Annotated in this window: 22 protein-coding genes and 1 tRNA gene; 11 read left to right on the top strand and 12 right to left on the bottom strand. The window is 61.2% G+C overall.

Going from position 1 to position 23,365, the window contains the following annotated elements:
* Positions 1 to 15: 15 nt before the first annotated feature.
* Together AB4Z53_RS32105 and AB4Z53_RS32100 are read right to left on the bottom strand one after the other, a co-directional pair.
* Positions 16 to 531, bottom strand: a complete 516-nt coding sequence (locus AB4Z53_RS32105) for a hypothetical protein (protein WP_441599339.1) — start codon at positions 529 to 531, stop codon at positions 16 to 18.
* 430 nt (positions 532 to 961) lie between these two features.
* Positions 962 to 1,037 (bottom strand) — tRNA-Thr (locus AB4Z53_RS32100).
* Positions 1,038 to 1,194: 157 nt separating this feature from the next.
* On the opposite strand from AB4Z53_RS32100, the gene AB4Z53_RS32095 reads away from it, so the two are divergent.
* Together AB4Z53_RS32095 and AB4Z53_RS32090 are read left to right on the top strand one after the other, a co-directional pair.
* On the top strand, positions 1,195 to 1,968 hold the full coding sequence (locus tag AB4Z53_RS32095) for an NAD kinase (RefSeq protein ID WP_441599338.1): 774 nt from the start codon (positions 1,195 to 1,197) through the stop codon (positions 1,966 to 1,968).
* 103 nt (positions 1,969 to 2,071) lie between these two features.
* Positions 2,072 to 2,560 (top strand): hypothetical protein, encoded by a 489-nt coding sequence (locus tag AB4Z53_RS32090; RefSeq protein ID WP_223727018.1) that lies wholly within the window; start codon positions 2,072 to 2,074, stop codon positions 2,558 to 2,560.
* Between the two features lie 63 nt (positions 2,561 to 2,623).
* Here the strand turns inward: AB4Z53_RS32090 and prfB are convergent.
* The 3 genes from prfB to AB4Z53_RS32075 all read right to left on the bottom strand — a co-directional run bounded on the left by prfB (position 2,624) and on the right by AB4Z53_RS32075 (position 7,885).
* A protein-coding gene (gene prfB, locus AB4Z53_RS32085) for a peptide chain release factor 2 (RefSeq protein ID WP_113537810.1) occupies positions 2,624 to 3,755 on the bottom strand; the annotation gives its coding sequence in 2 pieces (ribosomal slippage) (positions 2,624 to 3,685 and positions 3,687 to 3,755; 1,131 coding nt in all).
* A 95-nt stretch (positions 3,756 to 3,850) separates the two neighbouring features.
* On the bottom strand, positions 3,851 to 6,304 hold the full coding sequence (locus AB4Z53_RS32080) for a penicillin-binding protein 1A (RefSeq protein WP_113537809.1): 2,454 nt from the start codon (positions 6,302 to 6,304) through the stop codon (positions 3,851 to 3,853).
* A 336-nt stretch (positions 6,305 to 6,640) separates the two neighbouring features.
* Positions 6,641 to 7,885 carry an N-acetylmuramoyl-L-alanine amidase gene (locus tag AB4Z53_RS32075; RefSeq protein WP_441599337.1) on the bottom strand — a complete coding sequence of 415 codons (1,245 nt, stop codon included), beginning with the start codon at positions 7,883 to 7,885 and terminating at the stop codon, positions 6,641 to 6,643.
* 746 nt (positions 7,886 to 8,631) lie between these two features.
* On the opposite strand from AB4Z53_RS32075, the gene AB4Z53_RS32070 reads away from it, so the two are divergent.
* Positions 8,632 to 11,433 (top strand): Rne/Rng family ribonuclease, encoded by a 2,802-nt coding sequence (locus tag AB4Z53_RS32070; protein WP_441599336.1) that lies wholly within the window; start codon positions 8,632 to 8,634, stop codon positions 11,431 to 11,433.
* Positions 11,434 to 11,593: 160 nt separating this feature from the next.
* Here AB4Z53_RS32070 and AB4Z53_RS32065 read toward each other — a convergent pair whose 3' ends face one another.
* The gene (locus tag AB4Z53_RS32065) at positions 11,594 to 12,751 is read right to left on the bottom strand and encodes a pyridoxal phosphate-dependent aminotransferase (protein ID WP_441599335.1); all 1,158 of its coding nucleotides are present in this window, start codon (positions 12,749 to 12,751) and stop codon (positions 11,594 to 11,596) included.
* Positions 12,752 to 12,985: 234 nt separating this feature from the next.
* Here AB4Z53_RS32065 and AB4Z53_RS32060 point away from each other — a divergent pair, with 234 nt between their 5' ends.
* The 6 genes from AB4Z53_RS32060 (at position 12,986) to AB4Z53_RS32035 (ending at position 17,810) form a co-directional block, all read left to right on the top strand.
* Positions 12,986 to 13,753: a DsbA family protein gene (locus AB4Z53_RS32060; RefSeq protein WP_113537805.1), complete on the top strand. Its 768-nt coding sequence runs from the start codon at positions 12,986 to 12,988 to the stop codon at positions 13,751 to 13,753.
* Between the two features lie 106 nt (positions 13,754 to 13,859).
* A complete protein-coding gene (gene aroQ, locus AB4Z53_RS32055; protein ID WP_113537804.1) occupies positions 13,860 to 14,306 on the top strand; it encodes a type II 3-dehydroquinate dehydratase in 447 nt (148 codons plus the stop codon).
* A 25-nt stretch (positions 14,307 to 14,331) separates the two neighbouring features.
* Positions 14,332 to 14,811: an acetyl-CoA carboxylase biotin carboxyl carrier protein gene (gene accB / locus AB4Z53_RS32050; RefSeq protein ID WP_441599334.1), complete on the top strand. Its 480-nt coding sequence runs from the start codon at positions 14,332 to 14,334 to the stop codon at positions 14,809 to 14,811.
* Between the two features lie 12 nt (positions 14,812 to 14,823).
* Positions 14,824 to 16,167, top strand: a complete 1,344-nt coding sequence (gene accC, locus AB4Z53_RS32045; RefSeq protein WP_113537803.1) for an acetyl-CoA carboxylase biotin carboxylase subunit — start codon at positions 14,824 to 14,826, stop codon at positions 16,165 to 16,167.
* A gap of 10 nt (positions 16,168 to 16,177) precedes the next feature.
* Positions 16,178 to 16,792, top strand: coding sequence for a leucyl/phenylalanyl-tRNA--protein transferase (gene aat / locus AB4Z53_RS32040; RefSeq protein ID WP_441599333.1), 615 nt, complete (start codon positions 16,178 to 16,180; stop codon positions 16,790 to 16,792).
* Between the two features lie 88 nt (positions 16,793 to 16,880).
* Complete coding sequence (locus AB4Z53_RS32035) at positions 16,881 to 17,810, top strand: DUF2167 domain-containing protein (RefSeq protein WP_441599332.1); 930 nt, start codon at positions 16,881 to 16,883, stop codon at positions 17,808 to 17,810.
* Positions 17,811 to 17,875: 65 nt separating this feature from the next.
* On the opposite strand, the gene AB4Z53_RS32030 is transcribed toward AB4Z53_RS32035, so the two are convergent.
* From AB4Z53_RS32030 to gatB, 5 genes are all read right to left on the bottom strand, one after another.
* A complete protein-coding gene (locus AB4Z53_RS32030; RefSeq protein WP_113537801.1) occupies positions 17,876 to 18,328 on the bottom strand; it encodes a DUF2155 domain-containing protein in 453 nt (150 codons plus the stop codon).
* Positions 18,329 to 18,452: 124 nt separating this feature from the next.
* Positions 18,453 to 18,848: an NADH:ubiquinone oxidoreductase subunit NDUFA12 gene (locus tag AB4Z53_RS32025; protein ID WP_113537800.1), complete on the bottom strand. Its 396-nt coding sequence runs from the start codon at positions 18,846 to 18,848 to the stop codon at positions 18,453 to 18,455.
* Positions 18,849 to 18,956: 108 nt separating this feature from the next.
* Complete coding sequence (locus tag AB4Z53_RS32020) at positions 18,957 to 19,427, bottom strand: GNAT family N-acetyltransferase (protein ID WP_441599331.1); 471 nt, start codon at positions 19,425 to 19,427, stop codon at positions 18,957 to 18,959.
* Positions 19,428 to 19,551: 124 nt separating this feature from the next.
* Positions 19,552 to 20,049 carry a GNAT family N-acetyltransferase gene (locus tag AB4Z53_RS32015; RefSeq protein WP_113537798.1) on the bottom strand — a complete coding sequence of 166 codons (498 nt, stop codon included), beginning with the start codon at positions 20,047 to 20,049 and terminating at the stop codon, positions 19,552 to 19,554.
* 2 nt (positions 20,050 to 20,051) lie between these two features.
* On the bottom strand, positions 20,052 to 21,554 hold the full coding sequence (gene gatB / locus AB4Z53_RS32010; protein WP_441599330.1) for an Asp-tRNA(Asn)/Glu-tRNA(Gln) amidotransferase subunit GatB: 1,503 nt from the start codon (positions 21,552 to 21,554) through the stop codon (positions 20,052 to 20,054).
* Between the two features lie 159 nt (positions 21,555 to 21,713).
* On the opposite strand from gatB, the gene AB4Z53_RS32005 reads away from it, so the two are divergent.
* Positions 21,714 to 22,022: a DUF1294 domain-containing protein gene (locus AB4Z53_RS32005; RefSeq protein WP_113537797.1), complete on the top strand. Its 309-nt coding sequence runs from the start codon at positions 21,714 to 21,716 to the stop codon at positions 22,020 to 22,022.
* A gap of 178 nt (positions 22,023 to 22,200) precedes the next feature.
* Positions 22,201 to 22,455 (top strand): YjhX family toxin, encoded by a 255-nt coding sequence (locus AB4Z53_RS32000; RefSeq protein WP_223727002.1) that lies wholly within the window; start codon positions 22,201 to 22,203, stop codon positions 22,453 to 22,455.
* 354 nt (positions 22,456 to 22,809) lie between these two features.
* On the opposite strand, the gene AB4Z53_RS31995 is transcribed toward AB4Z53_RS32000, so the two are convergent.
* On the bottom strand, positions 22,810 to 23,289 hold the full coding sequence (locus tag AB4Z53_RS31995; protein ID WP_113537795.1) for a GNAT family N-acetyltransferase: 480 nt from the start codon (positions 23,287 to 23,289) through the stop codon (positions 22,810 to 22,812).
* Between the last annotated feature and the right edge of the window lie 76 nt (positions 23,290 to 23,365).

Raw genomic sequence — 23,365 nt, 5'->3', positions numbered from 1 at the left:
CATCAAGGGCGGGGTCTAATGGTGGCAGAGCGTGCCACCGTTCTCGAGTTCGGCAAAGACCTTCGCCGCCGCATCATACCGATAGGCTATCACCCGCGCCGTGCAGACGTCTTCATATCGCGCGCAGATCTGCATCGAAACGCAGAGATGTCCTTGAACGCCCCAGACCTTGGCGGGCGGATTGTCGTAAATGCCGTCGTAGATGGTTTGCGTCCGACCGGCGCCATCGCGCCATTGAACGAAGATCTCCGAACGAAAGTGATCATACCCGACGCTGCTGTATCCAACCGAGTACCGGATAGGCCCCACACCCGGAACATGGGTGGCGCCTGAGATCACCTCAGCCCAAGCGGATGCCTCCTGTGCACCGGCTGAGCCTGCCGCGAGCACGACAAGGCTGCAAAGCAAGACGACGGCGCATCTGATCGACGCCAGCAGCGCACACATGGCCAAGGTGATTTTACGTGTCCCTGAATGGAAGCGCTTGATGACAACAGACCTTTGCAAAGAAACCAATAGGGAAAGCGTCATTCGGCACTCACCCGTCTCGAACAATCGACGTTGGCCGGACCGGCAATTCTCTATATCCCAGGGCTATGAGAACTCTTGGGACCCTGATCGTCTCTGCGGTCTCAGCAATCCTTGTCAGCCTGATCGTCGCGGGTTTGTTTCTGCCTGTCTATGGCATCTTCGAGGGCGGATCGTACAATTGCCTAAGGGATGGCATCGGAGAATGTGCTTCGATGATTCCGCTCAGTGCGCTGATCTACGGCCCGTTGTTCTCCATTGTCGGCGCTCTGGCCGGCACGCCTGTTTTCATGATGATCCTTGCAGGGCGCAATTGACTGCTACGCAGGAAACGCCTGGCGGAAAAATAGACGAGTTTAGTTCCCGTACCTCAGATAATGATCCGGTCGAGAATTCTAAAAATGAGATATTTCAGCAGGGATGAGTTGGTTGATGGTGCCCCCAGAGAGACTCGAACTCCCGACCTACTGATTACAAATCAGCCGCTCTACCAACTGAGCTATAAGGGCACTTACTGGGCTCGGAGTTACCATAATCTCATCCGGTGTAAAGCAAAATTGCGAATTCTCCCAACTTTTCAGATGCGTTCGGCACTGGGCCGTGCCAGAAACGGTGGACAGAGATCGCCGTAAGCGGCATGCAACGCATCGAACGGACTACTATTTCATGGCCCGAACGTTCAATTCCTTCGCCTTCCTCGCCTCTCCTGCGGAGGAGGCGCAAAAGGCTGCGGCCGATCTCAAGGCGATCTATGGCGACAACGATCCGGCGAAGGCCGACGTGATCGTGGCGCTCGGTGGCGATGGTTTCATGCTGCAGACGCTGCACCAGACCATGAACAGCGGAAAGCTGGTCTACGGCATGAACCGCGGCTCCGTTGGCTTCCTGATGAACCGCTACAGCACGGAGAACCTGACGGACCGCATCTGCCTGGCCGTCGAGAACGCGTTCCACCCGCTGGAGATGCAGACGACCGACGTCTATGGCGAGAGCTTCACGGCACTCGCCATCAACGAGGTCTACCTCTTTCGCCAGTCTTACCAGGCCGCAAAACTGCGCGTCCTGATCGACGGAAAAGCACGGCTCGAGGAACTGACCTGCGACGGGTTGCTTGTGGCGACGCCGGCCGGCTCCACCGCATACAACCTCTCCGCCCACGGACCGATCCTGCCGCTTGAAGCACCGCTACTCGCCATGACCCCGGTCAGCGCCTTCCGCCCTCGCCGCTGGCGCGGTGCGCTGCTGCCAAACCATGTCACCGTCGAGATCGAGATCCTCGAAGCTGACAAGCGGCCGGTCAACGCCGTCGCCGATCACCAGGAGGTGAAGTCGGTGGTCAAGGTGCGGATCGCCGAATCGGAAAACATGACGGCGCGCATCCTCTCGGATCCCGATCATTCCTGGTCGGACCGCATCCTGGCCGAGCAATTTTCGAACTGAACGCACGGTCCCCGCGCGACATATGTTATCATCCTCCCGGCCCGATTTCCGCCGGCCAGCAGCAAAACGGCAGCAAGCCGCCGCCCCAAGGACGACGATCCAGATGCACAAACCCGCCCTCCTCGCGCTGCTCCTGTTTGTAAGCTGCGGCAGCGCCAAGGCCGAGGACGCCAACGTCGTGCCGCCGCAGGCAACCTTCGTGACGAGCACAGGCTACTGGGAGGAAAGTGGTGAGCCGCTTTCATCCCTTGATCCCAACGCGGCTGCCGAGAAACCGAGCGACGCCCGGCGCGGCTACTACAAACTGATCGCTCTTCGGCAAGCGGATGGCAGCGCACAGATCCACCTGCAACAGATCGAGGCGACCGCCGCCGGACCCGTGGTGGTTTCTTCGGCGGAGCTCGAAGAGTTCTCGGCATTCAAGGCCTATGTCACCGACATTCGCCCGGAGACTTCGACGGGCGTCACCGCCCAGCCAGGCATGTTCGCGACCGTCTATCTGAAGACCGACCCCAGCGCGCGCGAACCGGAAACGTGGACGGTGCTCATCGACGACCTTGGCGACATCAAGATCGAGCGCGCGTCCAACTGAGCAAACGAAAGGGCCGGATGCGAACACCCGGCCCTGTTCAAATTCTTTAGACCGCTTCCGGCCTCAGTTCAGATCGTCGACGGCTGCATCCGCCCCACCGCTGACACGGTGGGCCAGGGCCGCTTCCATGAACTCGTTGAGCTCGCCATCAAGAACGTCGCCCGGTGCCGTGCTTTCGACGCCGGTACGCAGGTCCTTGACGAGTTGGTAGGGCTGCAGAACGTAGGAACGAATCTGATGGCCCCAGCCGATATCGGTCTTCGACGCAGCTTCGGCGTTTGCCGCCTCCTCCCGCTTCTTCAGTTCGGCCTCGTATAGGCGGGCGCGCAGCATGTCCCAGGCCTTCGCCCGGTTCTTGTGCTGCGAGCGCTCCTGCTGGCACTGCACGACGATGCCCGACGGGATATGCGTGATACGCACGGCCGAGTCGGTCGTGTTGACGTGCTGGCCGCCGGCGCCCGACGAACGGTAGGTGTCGATACGGCAATCGCTCTCGTTGATGTCGATCTGGATCGAATCGTCCACGACCGGGTAGACCCAGATTGAGGAGAACGAGGTGTGACGGCGCGCGTTGCTGTCATAAGGCGATATGCGAACGAGGCGATGCACGCCTGATTCGGTCTTCAGCCAGCCGTAGGCATTGTGGCCCTTGACGAGCAGCGTCGCAGACTTGATGCCCGCTTCTTCGCCGTCCTGGATTTCCATCAGCTCGACCTTGTATCCCTGGCGTTCGGACCAGCGGGTGTACATGCGCAGAAGCATGTTGGCCCAATCCTGGCTCTCGGTACCACCGGCACCGGAATGCACTTCGAGATAGGTATCGTTCTGATCGGCCTCGCCGGAAAGCATGGCCTCGACCTGCTTCTTGGCTGCTTCATTGCGCAGTTCGCGCAGCGCCTGTTCGGCATCCGCGATGATCGCCGCGTCGCCCTCTTCCTCGCCGAGCTCGATAAGCTCGATGTTGTCGTTGAGCTGCTGCTCGAAACGACGCAGGCCGTTGATGCCGTCGTCAAGCTGCTGGCGCTCGCGCATCAGCTTCTGTGCTTCCGAAGCATCGTTCCAAAGGGTCGGATCTTCCGCCTTGTTGTTCAACCAGTCCAGTCGTCTTACCGCCTGATCCCAGTCAAAGATGCCTCCTCAGCAGGCTTATGGCCTGCTTGATTTCGTCGACAATGTTCTCGATTTCGCTGCGCATGATCCTGCTTCTTGTGAACCCGATATGAAGTGAGCGTCAAATAGCGATGCCCGCCGCTGATGTAAAGGCGGCGGGCATTACAAGAGGGGAATGGCTTAGAACAGGCCGTTGGAGCCCGAGGTTACCGCCTGGTTCGCCTGCGGCGAATTCTTCAGGATCTCCTCCGGCGGCACGTACTGGTCGAGGCCACCGATGACCGAGAAGGTGTCGGCCGGGCCGGTGCCGGGCTTGAAGGCCTCGATGATCGTGTCCGGCTCGCCCTCTTGGGCGGCCATGCCGGTCTTGCGGTTGACAGCGACCATGCTCATGCCTTCAGGCACGACGAACTTGCTCGGGCGCGTGCCCTTGACCGCTTCGGTCATGAAGTCGTTGAAGATCGGCACGGCGAGGCTGCCGCCGGTCGCGCCACGCCCGAGCGGGGCCGGATTGTCGAAACCAAGATAGAGGCCGGCGACCATGTCCGGCGTGTAGCCGACGAACCAGGCGTCCTTTTCGTCATTCGTCGTACCGGTCTTGCCGGCGACGGGACGATCGAGCTTGATCTTTCCGGCGGCCGTGCCGCGCAGCACCACACCCTCCATCATCGACGTGATCTGGTAGGAGGTCATCGGGTCGAGCACCTGCTCGCGGTTGTCGGTCAGGACTGGTTCTTCCTGGCTCTGCCAATCGCCTGCGTTGCAGTTGTCGCAGGTGCGGTCTTCATGCCGGAAGATCGTCTTGCCGTAGCGGTCCTGAATGCGGTCGATCAGCGACGGCTTGATCTGCTTGCCGCCATTGGCGAGCACAGAATAGGCTGAGACCATACGCAGAACCGTCGTTTCGCCCGAGCCCAGCGACATCGCCAGCAGCGGCGGCATCTTGTCGTAGATGCCGAAGCGCTCGGCATATTCGGCAACCAGGTTCATGCCCATGTCGTTGGCGAGGCGGACGGTCATCAGGTTGCGCGACTTCTCGATGCCGAGGCGCAGCGTCGACGGACCGGCGGAGCCGCCACCATAGTTTTCTGGACGCCAGACCTGTCCGCCCGCAACGATTTCGATCGGCGCATCGAGGATAACCGATGCCGGCGTATAGCCGTTGTCGAGCGCTGCGGCGTAGACGAAGGGCTTGAACGACGACCCCGGCTGGCGCATCGCCTGCGTCGCGCGGTTGAACTCCGACTGGCCATAGGAAAAGCCGCCGACCATGGCCAGCACGCGGCCGGTCTGCGGATCCATCGCCACGAGACCACCCTGAACCTTCGGCGGCTGGCGGAGACGATATTCGCCCTTCTCGGGCAAGGGTTCGACATAGACGACATCGCCGGCGCCGAAGACCCCCTCAGGGGACTTGGCAGACTTGCGGTCACCGTTGGCGGAGCGATAGGCCCACTGCATGTTCTTGGTGGAGATGTGCCCGGTGACGCGCTCGGCAACGATCTTGCCCGAGGCTTCCTTTTCCGGCTGGATGCCGATCTCGGCACCCTGCGCATCGACCGAAAGTACGACGGCAAGCTTCCATTCCGGAACATCGCTGAAGGCGGCAACCGCTCCCAGCGGTTCGCCCCAATCGCCGCCTATCTCGATGGTCTTTACGGGACCATGGAAGCCACGGCGTTCATCGTAGCTCAGCAACCCTGCCTGCAGCGCCTTGCGCGCTGCGATCTGCAGACGCGGGTCGAGCGAGGTACGAACCGACAAGCCGCCTTCATAGAGCGCATTGTCGCCGTACTTCTGAATGATCTGCCGACGGACCTCTTCGGCGAAGAAGTCGGAGGCGAAGAGATGCGCGCCGCCGCGGCGCGGGTTGACACCGAGCGGCTGCTTCTTGGCTTCTTCGCCGTCGGCCTTGGTGACGTAGCCGTTCTCCACCATGCGGTCGATCACCCAGTTGCGGCGTTCGATGGCGGCTTCGGTCTTGCGGAACGGATGGTAGTTGGCCGGGCCCTTCGGCAAGGCGGCAAGATAGGCGGTTTCGGCAATGGTGAGCTCGGTGACCGACTTGTCGAAATAGGTCAGCGCCGCACCGGCAATGCCGTAGGAATTCAGGCCGAAGAAGATCTCGTTGAGGTAGAGCTCAAGGATCCGGTCCTTGCTGTAGGCCTGCTCGATGCGGAAGGAGAGGATCGCTTCCTTGACCTTGCGGTCGATCGTCTGGTCCGAGCTCAGCAGGAAGTTCTTTGCCACCTGCTGCGTGATCGTCGATGCACCAACCGGGCGACGGCCGGAGCCGAAGTTCTGCAAGTTCACTGCGATGGCACGCGCCAGACCGGTGATATCGACACCCGGATGCTGGTAGAAGTTCTTGTCTTCGGCCGAGATGAAGGCTGCCTTGACGCGATCCGGAATGGCCTGGATCGGCAGGTAGAGGCGCCGTTCACGGGCATATTCTGCCATCAGCGCGCCGTTTCCGGCATGAAAGCGCGTCGTCACGGGCGGCGAATATTTCGCCAGAACCTCGTAGTCAGGTAGATCCTTGGTCACGACGCCCAAATAAAGCGCCGCGGCTCCAGCCACGCCAAGCAGCAGAAACGCACCAATCCCGAAGAAATATCCAATCAGCCTGATCATCAGCCAGATACCGGTACCTTAATTATCGTCCAATTGCCGGACCGCCGAGCGACAGTCCATGCTCTGTCCCGCCGGCTTACATAGCGTCGGTCCGACCAAACTCTTCCATCAGAAATCGTCTGGCATCACAGCGCCCCGCCAGCCCGGCTCCTCATATGGCGAGGAACCCCGGGCATCAACTCGTTTCTCAACAAAACCGGGCGCAATTCCGGTTACGTCCCGGATTGTGCGTAAAATAGGGCTGTTTCCGATTATAGCGTGCGCATCCAGTTGAAAAGCATAACGCTGTTACCGAGGCGACACAAATCACTTCGTTCCCGCGCATGCCGTCATTTGTCAGCCGCCGCTGGCGACTGCCTGCTCGCGATAACGCTGAACGGCGACCGCAAGACGCTCCGAAACCTTCTTGCGCCACGCCGGATCCAGCAGCAACTTCTCATCCTCCTTGTTCGACAGGAAGCCCAACTCCAGCAGGATCGACGGCACATCGGGAGCCTGCAACACGCGGAACCCGGCGAAGCGGTGCGGATTGTTGATGAGATTGATCTGGCCCTCGAAGGAAGAAACCACAGCGCGCGCCATGTTGACGGAGAAGGCCTGCGTCTCGCGGCGGGTCAGATCGATGAGGATATCGGCGACCTCCGCAGGCTCGCTCTGAAGCGGTACGCCGGCGATTTCGTCCGATAGGTTTTCGCGCGCCGCGAGACCTGCGGCCAAGTGGTCGGACGCCTTGTCGGAGATCGTATAGACCGTCGCGCCGCGAATATCCTTTTGCCGGAGCGCGTCGGCGTGAAGCGAGATGAAAAGATTGGCGCCCTTGTTGCGGGCAATCTGCACGCGCTGCGGCAGCGAGAGAAAAACATCCTTGTCGCGGGTGAGAAAAGCCTCGATCCCGGCGCCCTTGTTCAAGGCCTCGACGAGATCCTGCGCAAAGGCCAGGGTGACGTGCTTTTCTTCCGTCTTCGTCTCGCCGGCGAGCGCACCGGTGTCGATGCCGCCGTGGCCGGCATCGATCGCGATGATGAAGGGTCCGCCCTCCTTCGTCGGCGCAACGGCGACAGGTCGGTCGGTTTTCGTCGCGGCGACCGAACCGGTCCATTGCTGTTCGCCAAGAAGCGCATCGAAGCGCGTCTGGTCGACCCGTTCAGCGTCGAGGACCAGGCGGTAGCCCTTGCCCCCCTCCTCCGCGATCACTTCCGCATGAGTCACCGCAACGGGCCCCTTCGCGGAAAGAACGATCCGGGAATTGCCGGCACCCATGCCGCCGTAGCGGATCGCGTCGAAAAGGCCGCGCGGCTCGAGGCTCTCCGCCTTCAGGCCGAAAGCCGTTTCCGGCAGGTCGACGACGACGCGCACGGGATCGGCGACGTAATGGAGGGAAAAGTCCGGCTTGCGATCGAACTCGACGACGACACGGGTGCGCGCGTCGTCGCCGGCGATCCGCGCCCCAAAGGCGAGCAAGGGGCCCGGCTCGGCAGCATGGACAGCCGGCACGCTCAAAAGGAGACCGCCGACGAGCAACGATGCACCGAGCAAACGCCAACCCGTCCGCGACATCAACGACAACAGCGAACCGCGCATACAAACCGCCAAAGGCTTCACCTTGGGCTCCCCACCACTTTCTCGAAAATCAGATGGCAGCCGACGCGGCCACCAAGCACATACCTTGATCAATGAACTCTTATGGTTAACCAAAGCTTGACAAACGTCATCTTCCACCCCGCGCCGGCGCCATCGATTCATCATTTGCCGGCCTACTCCACGTGGACAAGCGAATCGATCATTATTGTGGCGGCACGGGCTTTTCCCTTGCCAATGTGACATAGAAAACATAAAAGCGTCACAAGGAGAAAGTGTTGACGGGATAGAACAGTCGACCGGGCAGCCGGAGCTTCTCCAAAGCTTGGCGCCAGGGAGTGGTCGAACCGGATCAACCGGTTAAACGTATCGCACTTCCGCGGTCGCAAGGTGTTCATCCGCCGTCGCTGCATTTCCTCCTCGTACACTGGATCGCAAATTTCCGGCGGTGGCCGGAGTTCTTGATGGTGATTTTTCACCAACGCCCGCAAGCGGGCGCATTCATCGGGTCTCTATGAGACCTTGGACATTGGCATTCTTGTTTGGTCATTGATGTTGACTCAGCAGTATCGGTCAGAAGTAGAGCGGCCCCGGAACACAGGTGTTCCGGCTGTCGTCTGGCTGCTGCACCATCACCTGCGCCAGACGAGAACTTTCATATCCGGCGCACCTTCCGACGTGTTTGGCAGTCTTCCCAAGGAAGCAGGTCTGTCTCCCGTTCCGCTGGTGCGCCGAGGAGCACAGCTTAGATGGCAGAGAAAATGCTTATCGATGCGTCTCACTCCGAGGAGACGCGCGTCGTTGTCGTACGCGGGAACCGCATAGAAGAATTCGACTTCGAGTCGGAACATAAGAAGCAAATCCGCGGCAATATCTATCTGGCGAAGGTCACCAGAGTAGAGCCTTCGCTGCAGGCCGCCTTCGTCGACTACGGCGGCAACCGCCACGGATTTCTGGCCTTCGCCGAAATTCACCCCGATTATTACCAGATCCCCCTTGCCGACCGCCAGGCACTGCTGAAGGCCGAAGCTGAAGAAGCGCGGCGCGACGACGACATCGAACATGTCGAAACCGCACCGGCGCCGGCAAGCGAACTGTCCGTTCCCGTCGATCTCGCGGTCGTAGCGGAGACCGATATCGAGGCGCAGCCGGCAGAAGCCGTTGTCGCCGAACCGGTGGTCGAAGAAGAAGCACCGGCGGAAAAGCCTAAGGCAAAGCCGAAGCGCACGCGCAAGACCAAGGCAAAGGCCGCGGAAGAAGCGGCAGCCGCTTCCGTCGACGGCGACGAAAGCAACGGCGGCGAAATGGCCGCCATGGTCGACACCGACGCCATCTCCGAGGACGTCGACAGCCGTCGCCGCCACGACGACGACGACGACGATGACGACAGCCACGACGGCGAAAAGGAAATCATCGAATCGGTCGGTGCCGAAGACGCCATGGAAGAGGTTCCGGACCGTCAGGTCCGCAAGCCCCGCAAGCAGTACCGCATCCAGGAAGTCATCAAGCGCCGCCAGATCCTGCTCGTTCAGGTCGCCAAGGAAGAGCGCGGCAACAAAGGCGCGGCGCTGACGACATACCTGTCGCTCGCCGGTCGCTACTCGGTGCTGATGCCGAACACCGCGCGTGGTGGCGGGATCTCCCGCAAGATCACCAACCTGCAGGACCGCAAGCGCCTGAAGGAAATCGCGCGCGGCCTCGAAGTGCCGCAAGGCATGGGCGTCATCCTGCGCACGGCCGGTGCGAACCGCACCAAGGTCGAGATCAAGCGCGACTTCGAATACCTGATGCGTCTTTGGGAGAACGTCCGCACGCTGACGCTCAACTCCACGGCCCCCTGCCTCGTCTACGAGGAAGGCAGCCTGATCAAGCGCTCGATCCGCGATCTCTACAACAAGGACATCGGCGAGATCATCGTTTCCGGCGAGGAAGGCTACAAGGAAGCCAAGGGCTTCATGAAGATGCTGATGCCGAGCCACGCCAAGGTGGTTCAGCCCTATCGCGACGTGCATCCGATCTTCTCGCGCTCCGGCATCGAAGCGCAGCTCGACCGTATGCTGCAGCCGCAGGTAACGCTCAAGTCCGGTGGCTACATCATCATCAACCAGACCGAAGCGCTGGTTTCGATCGACGTCAACTCCGGTCGTTCGACCCGCGAGCACTCGATCGAAGACACGGCGCTCCAGACGAACCTTGAGGCAGCGGAAGAAGTTGCTCGCCAGTTGCGCCTGCGCGACCTTGCCGGCCTCGTCGTCATCGACTTCATCGACATGGAAGAAAAGCGCAACAACCGCGCTGTCGAGAAGAAGCTGAAGGACTGCCTGAAGAACGATCGCGCCCGCATCCAGGTCGGCCGCATCTCGCATTTCGGCCTGCTCGAAATGTCGCGCCAGCGCATTCGTGCCTCGGTGCTCGAATCGACGATGCAGACCTGCCCGCACTGCAACGGCACGGGTCACGTTCGCTCGCAGTCCTCCGTCGCCCTGCACGTGCTGCGCGGCATCGAAGAGTACCTGCTCAAGAACACCACGCACGACATCACCGTGCGCACCATTCCGGATATCGCGCTATACCTGCTCAACCAGAAGCGCGGCACGATCATGGATTACGAAGCCCGTTTCGGCGTTTCGATCATCATCGAGGCTGATGCCCATGTTGGTGCGCAGCACTTCGCGATCGATCGCGGCGAACCGGTCGAAAACCCGGTCAAGATCGAGCAGCTTCTGCATTTTGAGCCGGAGCCGGAAGAAGATGACGTCGTGATCGAAGAGGATCTCGACGAAGAAGAAGCCGAAGAAATCGCCAGCGAGCCGCGCCAGGAGCAACCGAAGGCTGCACAGTCTGCCGACGACCAGGGCGGGCGCAAGCGCAAGCGTCGCCGTCGCCGCCGTGGCAAGGGTGGGCAGCAAGCCGAAGGCGCCGTCAGCCAGGTTTCCGAAGCGGCAGACGACGCCGACGAGGATGCCGACGAAGGCGATGCTGACGACGAGGGCGTGGATGCAGAAGCCACCAACGCTGACGGCGAGCAGAAGCGCAAGCGGCGCCGCCGTGGCAAGCGCGGCGGCCGTCGCAACCGTCCGGAAGGCGAAGGTGAAGGCGAAGGCCAGCTCGAGGCCGATGCGGAAGGTGAAGACGCCGACGAACCGGAAGCCGTAGAAGCGCCGGCCGTGGCCGCAGAGATCGAAGTGACCGTCGCTGCAGAAGAAACCGCTGCAGTCGTCGAGGAAGCCGAGGTCGTCGAAGCCAAGCCGGCCAAGCCGAAGCGGACCCGCAAAAAGGCAGTGAAGGCCGAAGAGCCAGTCGCAACCGTCGATGAAGCTGCCCAGGCGGCTGTCGAAGACCAGCCAGCGGTCGCCGATGTCGCCGTCGAGGCGGTAGAAGAGGCCGCTGCCGATCTCGCCGAAACCAAGCCGGTGCGCGCGAACCGCGATCTTTCGAAGATTGCTTCGGAGCCGGTGGTAACCTCGAGTGCGGTGAAGACCGAAGGCGAAGAAGAAGAGGCCAACAAGCCGAAAAAGGGCGGTTGGTGGCAGCGCCGCGGCTTCTTCTAAGAAGCCGCCTCCAGGCTCTCAGCCGAGGCCCTGACGCCTCGTGGCGTTGAACTCGAAGGATTGAAAATAGAAAGGCCCGGATCGCTCCGGGCCTTTTCTTTTACCGATGAAAGCCACAGCAGACGGGCCGCGCTCGCACCCTATCCGTCCAGCCGCGCAATCAGGCAAGCCAGCGTGCGATCCTGTCCATTGCCTCGACCATGTCGGCCTCGGCCCCCGCATAGGAAAATCGCATCGTGCGATGCCCCTCAAGCGGGTCGAAGTCGAAGCCCGGCGTCGCCGCCACATTGATTTCCGCCAGCATCCGCCGGGCAAAGGCCATGCTGTCATTGGTGAAGCGGCTGACATCGGCATAGGCGTAGAAGGCACCGTCCATCGGCGAGGCGATCGACAGGCCGATCTCCGGGAGGCGCTTCAGCAACATGTCGCGATTGGCCGCATAGGCAGCCTTGTAGCGGTCGAGTTCCTCATGCGCGTCGAGTGCTGCTTCGGCTGCGATCTGCGACAGTTCCGGCGGCGAAATGTAAAGGCTTTGGGCAATGCGCTCGAAGCCTCGCACCTTGTCGGCCGGCAGTACCATCCAACCGATGCGCCATCCGGTCATGCAGTAATATTTGGAGAAGGAGTTGATGATGATCACCTCGTCGGTGACTTCGAGCGCACTCGCCTCCTCGCCGGCAAAGGTCAGACCGTGATAGATTTCGTCTGAAATGAAAGCGATCTTTTCCGCACGGCAATAGTCGGCGAGCGCCTTGAGGCCGGCCCTGCCCGTCACCGTACCGGTCGGGTTGGCCGGGCTGGCCAGCAACACGCCCTTCAGCGGGCGACCGACCTTCTCGGCAGCGCGCGCCAGGCTTTCCGGTGTCAGCGTGAAGCCGGTCTCGGCGTTGGCCTCGACTTCGACCACCGTCAGGCCGAGCGCTGCGAGGATGTTGCGGTAGGCTGGATAGCCGGGCCGGGCAATCGCAACGCAATCACCGGGGTCGAAGAGCGCAAGGAAGGCAAGATTGAAGCCGGCCGATGAGCCCGTGGTCACGGCGACCCGCTGCGGATCGAGCGCGATACCGTGACGCTTCTCGTAGTGGCGGGCGATCGCGGTTCGCAACGACAGAGTGCCGAGTGCGTCGGTATAGCCAAGACGCCCGTGCTGGAGTGCGTTGCGCGCGGCTTCGAGTGCCGCCTGCGGTGCCGGGTGGGCAGGCTGCCCGACCGCCATCGAGATCACCGGGTGGCCGGCATCGCGGCGGCGTGTTGCCTCCGCCAGCACATCCATCGCGTGGAAAGGTTCGACGGCGCTGCGTTTTGACAAGTCTACCAACGGAAAATCCTCGATAAGCGGCTGTTCTCCAGCCCCTTTGCCCGATGAAATTGACCTTCACAAGTCCGCGAGTGCCGTATTTCCGCCGATTTTGCCGTTTCGTTTCCGCGACACCCACCCTATGCTGCCAGCATGTAGCGGATACGAGGATTCCTGTTGTCTGACAGAACTGCCGGTTGACGTGACGACTGGGGATGGACCACACACAGGATACGCAAGGACAACGAGGTAGAAATGAATTTCAGCACCAAGATGATTGCCGCCGGAACGCTCGCCGCGCTCGTGGCCGGGGTCAGCCTGCCGCAGAGCGCATTTGCGCTCGACGCGAAGCAGAAGGAAGAGATCGGCGCCTTCATCAAGGAGTATCTGATCGCCAATCCGGAGATCATGCTTGAAGTCCAGGAAGCGCTGGCGACGAAGCAGCGCGCCAAGCAGCAGGAAGCGGCAGAAAGCGCGATCACCGAAAACAAGAAGGCGATCTTCAACTCCGACTACGACATGGTGCTTGGCAACCCCAAGGGCGACGTCACCATCGTCGAGTTCTATGACTACAACTGCGGCTATTGCAAACGCGCGCTTTCGGACATGGACGCTATCATCAGCAAGGACAAGAACGTCCGCTTCGTGCTGAAGGAACTGCCGATCCTCGGCCCGGACTCGCTGGCAGCTCACAAGGTGAGCGCCGCGTTCCGCCTCGTGGCCCCGGAGAAATACGGCGACTTCCATCGTGCGCTTCTCGGCGGCGAAGACCGCGCCACGGAAGAGACCGCCCTTGCAGTCGCAGCCAAGCTCGGTGTCCCCGAGGATCAGTTGCGCGCCAAGATGGAAAAAGAGCCGCATGACGCGGCCGTGCGGGAAGCCTATGGGCTTGCCAACGATCTCGGCATCACCGGCACGCCATCTTACGTCATCGGCAACGAGGCCGTCTTCGGTGCCGTCGGCGCCGAAGAGATCGAGGGCAAGGTCTCCAACATGCGCGAATGCGGCAAGACCGCCTGCTGACAAACCTTCCCATGACTGTGGACAAATCCCGCGGGGGGCCAAAGGGCTTTTCCTCGCGGGACCATCAGTCTATAGGTAACCCTCCATCACCGGACCGGAATCCCTTATGCCATCGACCATTTTCGTGCTGAACGGCCCCAACCTGAATGCGCTGGGCAAGCGCGAGCCGGGTATTTATGGCGGCCAGACGCTCGCCGATATCGAGGCCATGTGCAAGGCGGAAGGCAAATCGCTCGGCTTCGAGGTCGATTTCCGCCAGTCGAACCACGAGGGTACGCTGGTCGACTGGCTGCATGAGGCCGGCAGCATCGCGGCCGGAGTTGCGATCAATCCCGCGGCATACGGCCATACGTCGATCGCGCTTCACGACGCCATCCGCGCCATTGGCATCCCGGTGGTCGAACTGCACCTCTCGAACATCCATGCCCGCGAGGAATTCCGTCACAAGTCGATGATCGCGCCGGCCGTCAAGGGCGTCATCTGCGGCTTCGGCGCCCAGAGTTACATTCTTGCGCTGCATGCGCTAAAGAACCTGACAAATCCGTCGAAATAAAAAGAACACAAGAGGCTCATATTCCATGGCTGACAAGAAACCAGGTATCGACCAGGCGCTGATCCGCGATCTCGCCAACATTCTCAAGGACACCGATCTGACCGAGATCGAAGTCGAGCAGGACGACCTGCGCATTCGCGTTTCGCGCAACGGCACGCCGGTTGCCATGCCGATGGCCATGCCGCAGATGCCGGCTTACCAGATGCCCGCCGCAGCGGCCGCCCCGGCAAACGCCGTTGCCGCTCCGGCCGCCGAGAGCGCCCGCGCATCGAAGAATGCCGTGACCGCGCCGATGGTCGGCACTGCCTACCTCTCTCCCGCACCGGGAGCCCGCCCCTTCGTTGAGATCGGCGCCACGGTTAAGGAAGGCCAGACGATCCTCATCATCGAAGCGATGAAGACCATGAACCAGATTCCGGCGCCGCGCTCGGGCAAGGTCACTGAAATCTTCGTCCAGGACGCAGCCCCCGTCGAATATGGCGAACCGCTGATCGTAATCGAATAAGGCGGCGCGGCGATGATCTCGAAAATTCTCATTGCCAATCGCGGCGAAATCGCCCTTCGCGTGCTTCGTGCCTGCAAGGAACTCGGCATCGCCACGGTCGCCGTTCATTCCACGGCCGACGCCGACGCCATGCATGTGCGCCTCGCCGACGAGAGCGTCTGCATCGGCCCGCCGCCCTCGCGCGATAGCTATCTGAACATTCACCAGATCGTCGCTGCCTGCGAAATCACCGGCGCCGACGCCGTGCATCCTGGCTACGGCTTCCTGTCGGAAAACGCCAAGTTCGCCGAAATCCTTGAAGCGCACGACATCACCTTCATCGGCCCGACTGCGGAACATATCCGCATCATGGGTGACAAGATCACCGCCAAGAAGACGGCGCAGGAGCTTGGCATCCCGGTCGTTCCGGGTTCCGACGGCGAAGTGAAGCCGGAAAACGCGCTGGACGTCGCGCGCAAGATCGGCTTCCCGGTTCTGATCAAGGCGACAGCCGGCGGCGGCGGCCGCGGCATGAAGGTTGCCCGTAGCGAAGCTGATCTCGAGGAAGCCGTCGCAACGGCGCGCGCCGAGGCCCTTGCGGCCTTCGGCAACGACGCCGTCTACATGGAAAAGTACCTCGGCAAGCCGCGTCACATCGAAATCCAGATCGTCGGCGACGGCGCCGGTAATGCGGTGCATCTTGGCGAACGCGATTGCTCGCTGCAGCGCCGCCACCAGAAAGTCTGGGAAGAGGCCAACTCCCCCGCTCTCAACGTCGACCAGCGCATGAAGATCGGTCAGGTCTGCGCCGACGCGATGAAAAAGCTGAAGTACCGCGGCGCCGGTACGATCGAGTTCCTCTACGAAAACGGCGAATTCTATTTCATCGAAATGAATACCCGTCTTCAGGTCGAGCATCCGATCACCGAAGCGATCACGGGCATCGACCTCGTACACGAGCAGATTCGCGTCGCCTCCGGCGGCGGCCTCTCGGTCAGGCAGGAAGACATCGTGTTCTCCGGTCACGCCATCGAGTGCCGCATCAACGCCGAGGACCCGCGCACCTTCGTCCCCTCCCCGGGCACGATCACGCATTTCCACGCGCCGGGCGGTCTTGGCGTGCGCGTCGACTCCGGCGCCTATCAGGGCTACCGAATCCCGCCCTACTACGACAGCCTGATCGGCAAGCTGATCGTGCACGGGCGTACTCGCGTCGAGTGCATGATGCGTCTGCGCCGCGTCCTCGATGAATTTGTCATCGACGGCATCAAGACGACGCTTCCGTTGTTCCAGGACCTGATCAATAATCAGGACATCGCCAACGGCGACTATGATATCCATTGGCTGGAAAAGCATCTGGCCGCCACGTCCGAGTAAGGGCCACAAATTGAAAGGGACGCGCAGCAAGCAGCCCGACATTACTGCGGACATGCTGCTGCGCGCCTATTCGATCGGCCTGTTCCCGATGGCCGATTCGGCTGACGACCCGGAGCTTTTCTGGGTCGAGCCGGAAATTCGCGGCGTCATCCCGCTCACGGACTTTCACGTCTCCCGCAGCCTTGCGAAGACGATCCGCCGAAAACCCTTCGAGATCCGCTTCAACACCGCCTTCGAAGCGGTGATGGATGGCTGTGCGGCCCCCGCCCCGGACCGGCCGACGACCTGGATCAACAACAAGATCCGCACTCTCTACGCAACGCTCCACACGATGGGTTACGCCCATAGCGTCGAGGCCTGGGAGGACGATATGTTGGTCGGCGGTCTTTACGGTGTTTCTCTCGGTTCGGCGTTCTTCGGCGAGAGCATGTTTTCCCGACGTACCGACGCCTCGAAGATCTGCCTCGTGCATTTGGTGGAGCGCCTGCGCGCCAAGGGCTTCGAGTTGCTGGACACCCAGTTCACCACCGAGCACCTGAAGTCCTTCGGCGCGATCGACGTGCCGAAGGCCGAGTACGAAATCATGCTCGGCAACGCGATGAACTCTCCAGACCTCTCGTTCTAGACGCATACTCTTCTTTGGATATCTCCACCTGGAGATGTACTTACTTCATATGTTCATCCAGACTTCGAGCGTTTTCGAGGGCACCAGGATGAACAAGATTATATTGGCATTGTCGGTTTTGATCGCTTCCAGCACTGTTGCGGAAGCAAAGACCTATCGCGAGATGTTCGGCGGCGAACCGAATCTGCCCCCGGAATTGTCCGCCATCATCGGGTCGCTCGATTTCAAGCAGGGCAAGGTGGCATTRCCTTCCGCTCACGCACAGCTCGATATTCCAGCGGACTTCTACTTCCTGGATCCTGCCGACACCAAGAAGGTCCTTGTCGACCTGTGGGGCAATCCGCCGGGCTCGGCCGAGGGTTATCTCGGCATGGTCTTTCCCGCCAAGTACCCGCCGGACGGTGACAAGGCCTGGGGATCGGTCATCGACTATCTGAAGGACGGTTACGTTTCGGATGCAGACGCGCTGACCATCGATTTTACGCAACTTCTGGCGCAACTGAACGAAGCCTCCGCCGAAAACAACCTCGAGCGAGAAAAGCAGGGCTACGATCCGATCACGCTGGTCGGCTGGGCCTCCCCTCCCCATTACGATCTGGGTACGCACACGATGCACTGGGCCCGCGACCTGATCTTTGGCAAGGACCCGAACGCCCCCCACACCCTGAACTACTCTGTTCGCATCCTCAGCAGAGAGGGCGTGCTGCAGATGAACTTCGTTTCAGGGCTGGAGCAGCTCGACGAAATCAAGTCAGGCCTGCCTGGTGTAGCTGGCATGGTGCAGTTCGATCCCGGGCAGGCCTACGCGGACTTCAAGGAAGGCGACGCGGTCGCGGCCTATGGCATGGCGGGCCTTATTGCCGCCGGCGCCGGCGCCAAGGTCGCCGCGAAGGTCGGCCTGCTTGCCGTCGGGCTGGCATTCCTGAAAAAGGGCGGCGTGCTCATCGTGATTGCGGGCGCCGCTGTCGCCCGGTTCTTCAAGGGCCTGTTCGGCCGCAAGGAACCGCCAAGCGCATAACGCCACCGTGATATCGAAGGATGGAAGGTGTATCGGCTGCCGCTAGGTTCGGCAGCCACAGCGAACTATTGCTTCGCTGCGGTATCCGGCGGCGGCAGATCGGATGTCGCCTTGCAGGACTGCAGCCAGACGTCATAGACCGGATGTTCGACGGCGTTCAGGCCGGGGCTGTCGGCAAACATCCAGCCGGTGAAGATGCGGCGGATCTTGCGGTCGAGCGTAATCTCCTCGACCTCGACGAAGGTCGTGATCTTCTGCGCTTCGGTATCGTCGCGGCTGTAGCAGACGCGCGGCGTCACCTGGAGGGCGCCGAACTGGACCGTCTCGCCGATATAGACGTCGAAGGTGGTGATGCGTCCGGTGATCTTGTCGATACCGGAGAAGACGGCAACGGCATTGGAAAGGCGCGCTGCGTCGACGGCTTCGGCAGACGCGATCAGCGGCAAAGTGGCAAGCAGGGACAAGCCCAAACGCCGTGCTCCTTGGCCGATTGCCTTGCGCAGATCAGAACCTGCCATTGTCGCCTGTCTCCCGCGTGCCCTGTTCATCATCGATGGATTTCAGGCGCTAACCATCAATTGTGGCCGCGCCATGATCGAGGAACCTATTCCGCGGTCCGTCGTCTTCACTGAGAACAGATTATTAGGAACCCGGCGTCCAGGCATCATAGTCGCCGGTCACGCGCGGACGCTTGCCGGTGGCTGCGATCGAGCCCTGGGGGCGGTAGGCATTGGCTGTACCGGTCGGGTTTGCGCGGTGCGGCTTCTGCCATTCGCGCGGCGCGTACTTCTCATCGGCCGGGGAAACGTCGGTCCGGTGATGCATCCAGCCGTGCCAGCCTGCCGGAATGGCCGAAGCTTCGGCGTAGCCGTTGTAGATCACCCAGCGACGGGTGCGACCTTCGGAGTCCTTGCCGCCCTGATAGTAGACATTGCCGAGTTCGTCTTGACCAACCCGTTGACCGTGGCGCCAGGTGTGAAAGCGCGTTCCGATCGTCTGTTCGTTCCACCAGGTGAAAATCTGCAGCAGGAGCTTCATGGATGCCGTCCTTGACCGGCCGTTGGGAAGGCGGCCAGATACCAAAACTATGTTCCCGCTTATGCCCCGCCGCTCATGGCTTGTCCAGTGATTCCGAGGCAAGGGCCGTCATTTCAACGGCATCAGGAAGCCGACGTGACTGCGCGTGAAGCCGATCCGCTCGTAGAAGCGGTGCGCATCGGTGCGCACGCCATTGGACGTGAGCCGCACCTTGCTCGCGCCGCGTTCCCGCGCTTCGGCAATCGCGTGGCACATCATGCGTTCGCCGATCCCGCGCCCGCGCATGTCTCCCCGTGTCTGCACCGCCTCGACAATCAGGCTGGAGCTGCCACGCCCGGACAGCGTCGTATGCAGCGCCGTCTGAAAGGTACCGACGATCTCGTCGCCGAGAACCGCGACAAAGAGTGTCTGTAGTGACGAGGCCTCAATCTTCTCGAAGGCGGCCACGTAGTCCCCAAAGGCTTCCTCATCGGTCGTGTCACCATGCCCGCCGATCTCATCATCGGCAAAGAGGCCGATGATTGCCGGCAGGTCTCCGCGTTCGGCCTTGCGGATCAAGAGTTCGGCGACTGCGTCCATGGTTCTCCCCGTTCGCTTCATTCATCGACGGCGGACCAAGCACTACAAGGTAACGGTTTCACGACAGCGCCTCGCCGCATGGGGTTTTCCACAGGACGTTGCTCGGAATCGCCGGAACGAGCCTTTAGCCGAGCAGCATTTTCTCAAGGATGATGGCCGGCAAACCGGGTTCATCGCCGTGACTGGCTGTCGAGCCCACCTCGTTGAAGCCGTGCGTCCGGTAGAAAGCAAGCGCGTGCAGGTTCTGCGGCTCGACCTCGACGCGCATGCGCTCGGCGTCCGGAAAGCAGGTTTCGAGTTCGGCGAAGATATCGCGGCCGATGCCCTGCCGCTGGAACTTCGGCAGCACATAGAGCTGGTGGAGCACGGCAGTCTTGGCTTGCATGTCGGACATGGCCGCAAAGCCCATTCCGCCGATCTGGCGACCATCATCTGCCACCAGGAACTCGGCGTTCTTGCGCACGACCTGCGCTTTCAGCGCCGGCAACGAGTGCCAGCGCCCGGTCAGTTCGTTGACCTTCTCGACGCCATAGAAGGTGTCGTAGGTCGCGTGCCACGTTTCGGACAGCAGAGTGCGAACCTTTTCCAGATCGCGCTCGCTCGCCGTGCGCACGAAGAACATCGTTATTCCTCGATGCCGAGCTTGGCCTTGACGAGCGCCTGTACGGCCTGCGGGTTGGCCTTGCCGCCGGTCGCCTTCATCACCTGGCCGACGAACCAGCCGGCGAGCGAGGGCTTGGCCTGAACCTTGGCGACCTGATCCGGGTTTGCGGCGATGATCTCGTCGACGGCCTTTTCGATGGCGCCGGTGTCGGTCACCTGCTTCATGCCGCGGGCTTCGACGATCTCCGCCGGGTCGCCGCCCTCGTTCCAGACGATCTCGAAGAGATCCTTGGCGATCTTGCCGGAGATGGTCTCGGCCTTGATGAGGTCGATGATGCCGCCGAGCTGGGCCGGCGAAACCGGAGTCTCTTCAATGGCTTTGCCGGCTTTGTTCAAGGCGCCGAGCAGGTCGTTGATGACCCAGTTGGCAGCAATCTTGCCGTCGCGACCTTCCGCCACCGCCTCGAAATAATCGGCGATCGACTTTTCGGAGACGAGCACCGAGGCGTCATAGATCGAGAGGCCGAGGTCGCGAACGAAGCGCTCCTTCTTGTCGTCGGGCAGTTCCGGCAGATCGACCTTCAGCGCCTCGACGAAAGCGTCGTCGAATTCCAGCGGCAAGAGGTCCGGATCCGGGAAGTAGCGGTAGTCGTGCGCATCTTCCTTGGAACGCATCGAGCGGGTCTCACCCTTGTTCGGGTCGAACAGGCGGGTCTCCTGGTCAATGCTGCCGCCGTCCTCGAGAATGCCGATCTGGCGGCGTGCTTCATACTCGATGGCCTGGCCGATAAAGCGGATCGAGTTGACGTTCTTGATTTCGCAGCGCGTGCCAAAGCCTTCGCCCGGACGACGGACGGAAACGTTGACGTCGGCGCGCATCGAGCCTTCGTCCATGTTGCCGTCGCAGGTGCCGAGGTAACGCACGATCGAGCGCAGCTTCGTCATATAGGCCTTGGCCTCATCCGACGAGCGCATGTCCGGCTTGGAGACGATCTCCATCAGCGCCACGCCCGAGCGGTTGAGGTCGACATAGGACATCGACGGATGCTGGTCGTGCATCGACTTGCCGGCATCCTGTTCCAGATGCAGGCGCTCGATGCCGATCTCGACATCCTCGAAGTGTCCCTGACGGTCCGGTCCGATCGAAATGATGATCTTGCCTTCGCCGACGATCGGATCCTTGAACTGGGAGATCTGGTAGCCCTGCGGCAGGTCCGGATAGAAATAGTTCTTGCGGTCAAAGATCGAGCGATTGTTGATCGCAGCCTTCAGGCCGAGACCGGTGCGCACCGCCTGCTTCACGCATTCCTCGTTGATGACGGGCAGCATGCCGGGCATGGCGGCATCGACGAGCGAGACGTTCGCATTCGGCGCGTTGCCGAACTCCGTCGAGGCGCCCGAAAACAGCTTCGAATTGGAAAGCACCTGAGCATGGACTTCCATGCCGATGATGACCTCCCAGTCGCCGGTGGCGCCAGGAATGAAGCGTTTCGGATCGGGGGTACGGACGTCGACAATGCTCATATCATGCTCTTCTTTGAAGCCTGAATTCTTGGTTTCTCGGTAGAACAATTGGCCCGCCGGTGCAAGTTGTTCGGCGTCATGCGGCGCCTATCTCCAGGCAACCTCGAATGCGACGTGCCACTTAACCACCGCTTAGTACCCTTGCGCCAAGATTTACCGATGTCCACCGCCACCGCACTCGCATTGTACGCAGCCTACATCAACATCTTGAGCTTCGGGCTGTTTTGGTTCGACAAACGGGCAGCGCGCGCCGGCCGCTGGCGCATCAGCGAGCAGACACTGCTGACAATTGCTTTTCTCGGCGGAAGTCCGGGGGCGATGGCAGCCCGACATGTGTTTCGTCACAAGACGCGCAAGGAACCCTTTCGAACGCGGCTGGCGTTCATCATCGTCCTCCAGGTGGCGGCGGCAGTGCTTGGTACCCTGGCGTTGCACGGATACCTTGACGTTCTCGCGAGCGTCTTCTAGGAAAGAACCGTCTTTCTGGAGTTTTGATGTTCACTTCTTCGTCTGAGTCCCGGTAGGGGCCCGTCCCCGCAATCCCCTTTTGATTGCGCGCACGGGCCGGAAACGTCACCCCGCTTTCCCAGTGATTTGCGGAACGTTTTCCTGCGTTCTTACGAACGCTATTCCGGAACATTCAGAAATGGACATCTCACGCGCCGAACAGCGCATCCTTCATCATTTGGCCCAGGGCGGCCGCATCGAAATCATCCGCGAAAGCAAGGCGATCACCGAAATCCGGTGCTTCACCCGCGACGGTTGGGTTTACCCTGGCTTCGACCTGGAGCTCTTCCGCAAACTGAAGCGCAAGAAGGCAATCTCGTCTTCTGGCGGAAAGCCCTATCGCATCACGGAGCGAGGCTTGCTGCTAGTGCGCTCTGAACTCAACAACCGCTAAGCGGCAAAAACCGACGATATCGGACGTCTGATGATATCCGATATCGTTGGCTCTTTACGTAAGGTGAAGCGTCGCCATTACCTTGAGCCAACCAACGGCGCACCGGACGCAATCGCGTCCGGTGTCCTTCGCCTGGTAACGCGCGGTCCGCAGCAAGCAGCAATCCGTCCACTGCCGATACTGGGCGGCTCAGAATGCCGAGCGCGCAGGCGGCGAAAACGAACCCCGAGAACCATAACCCAAACGGCTGGTGGAAGGGTTTCAGAACCAACGGCCGCGCGGCCGCCTTCTCCAGCATCTGCAACAAGCGCCCTCAGCCATGCACGGATAGGCACGGGGTCAGCGGCACTCGTCCTACTCGGTCAGGGCTTTGCTCAGGCCGATGAACTCGACATCGCTGTCGAGTTGCGGCGCGTAGGCGGTGGAAAGCCAGCTGACCCCGTAGCCACGGTTGCGGAAGAAGGCCACGGCTCGGTCATTGCGCGCATGGGTCTTGGCGGTGGCGACATCGAATCCGTCCGAAGCAATGCGGCGCTCGATCTCGCCAAGCAGCATGGCGCCGAAGCCCCTGCCCTGGGCCGCCGGCTCGATCCACAGGTCGGATATCACGTTGTCGAAATCCTCACGCGCCACCCAGCCGCGAATGCCGCCTTCGGCTTCGATCAACAGAACGGACAACCAGTGCTCGGAAAGAAAACGGAAGAACGAGGCCTCTGCCACACGCCACATTCTCTCACCATCGGCAAGACCGGCAATCGCGGATTGCCAGGCGGCGAGACCGACCTCCGTCAGTCGGTCGACGTCGCCGGCGCGGGCATGACGGATGGCTGGCATGACGCAGGCCCCTCCGCGACAGGAATGGCTACAACGGACTCAACAGAAGAAAGGGCGATACCTTGTCGGCACCGCC

The sequence above is a fragment of the Ensifer sp. 2TAB8 genome (assembly GCF_052115125.1).
GTDB lineage: Bacteria > Pseudomonadota > Alphaproteobacteria > Rhizobiales > Rhizobiaceae > Ensifer.
Note: the sequence above shows the minus strand (reverse complement) of the source record. Positions and strands in the feature narration are given on the sequence as shown.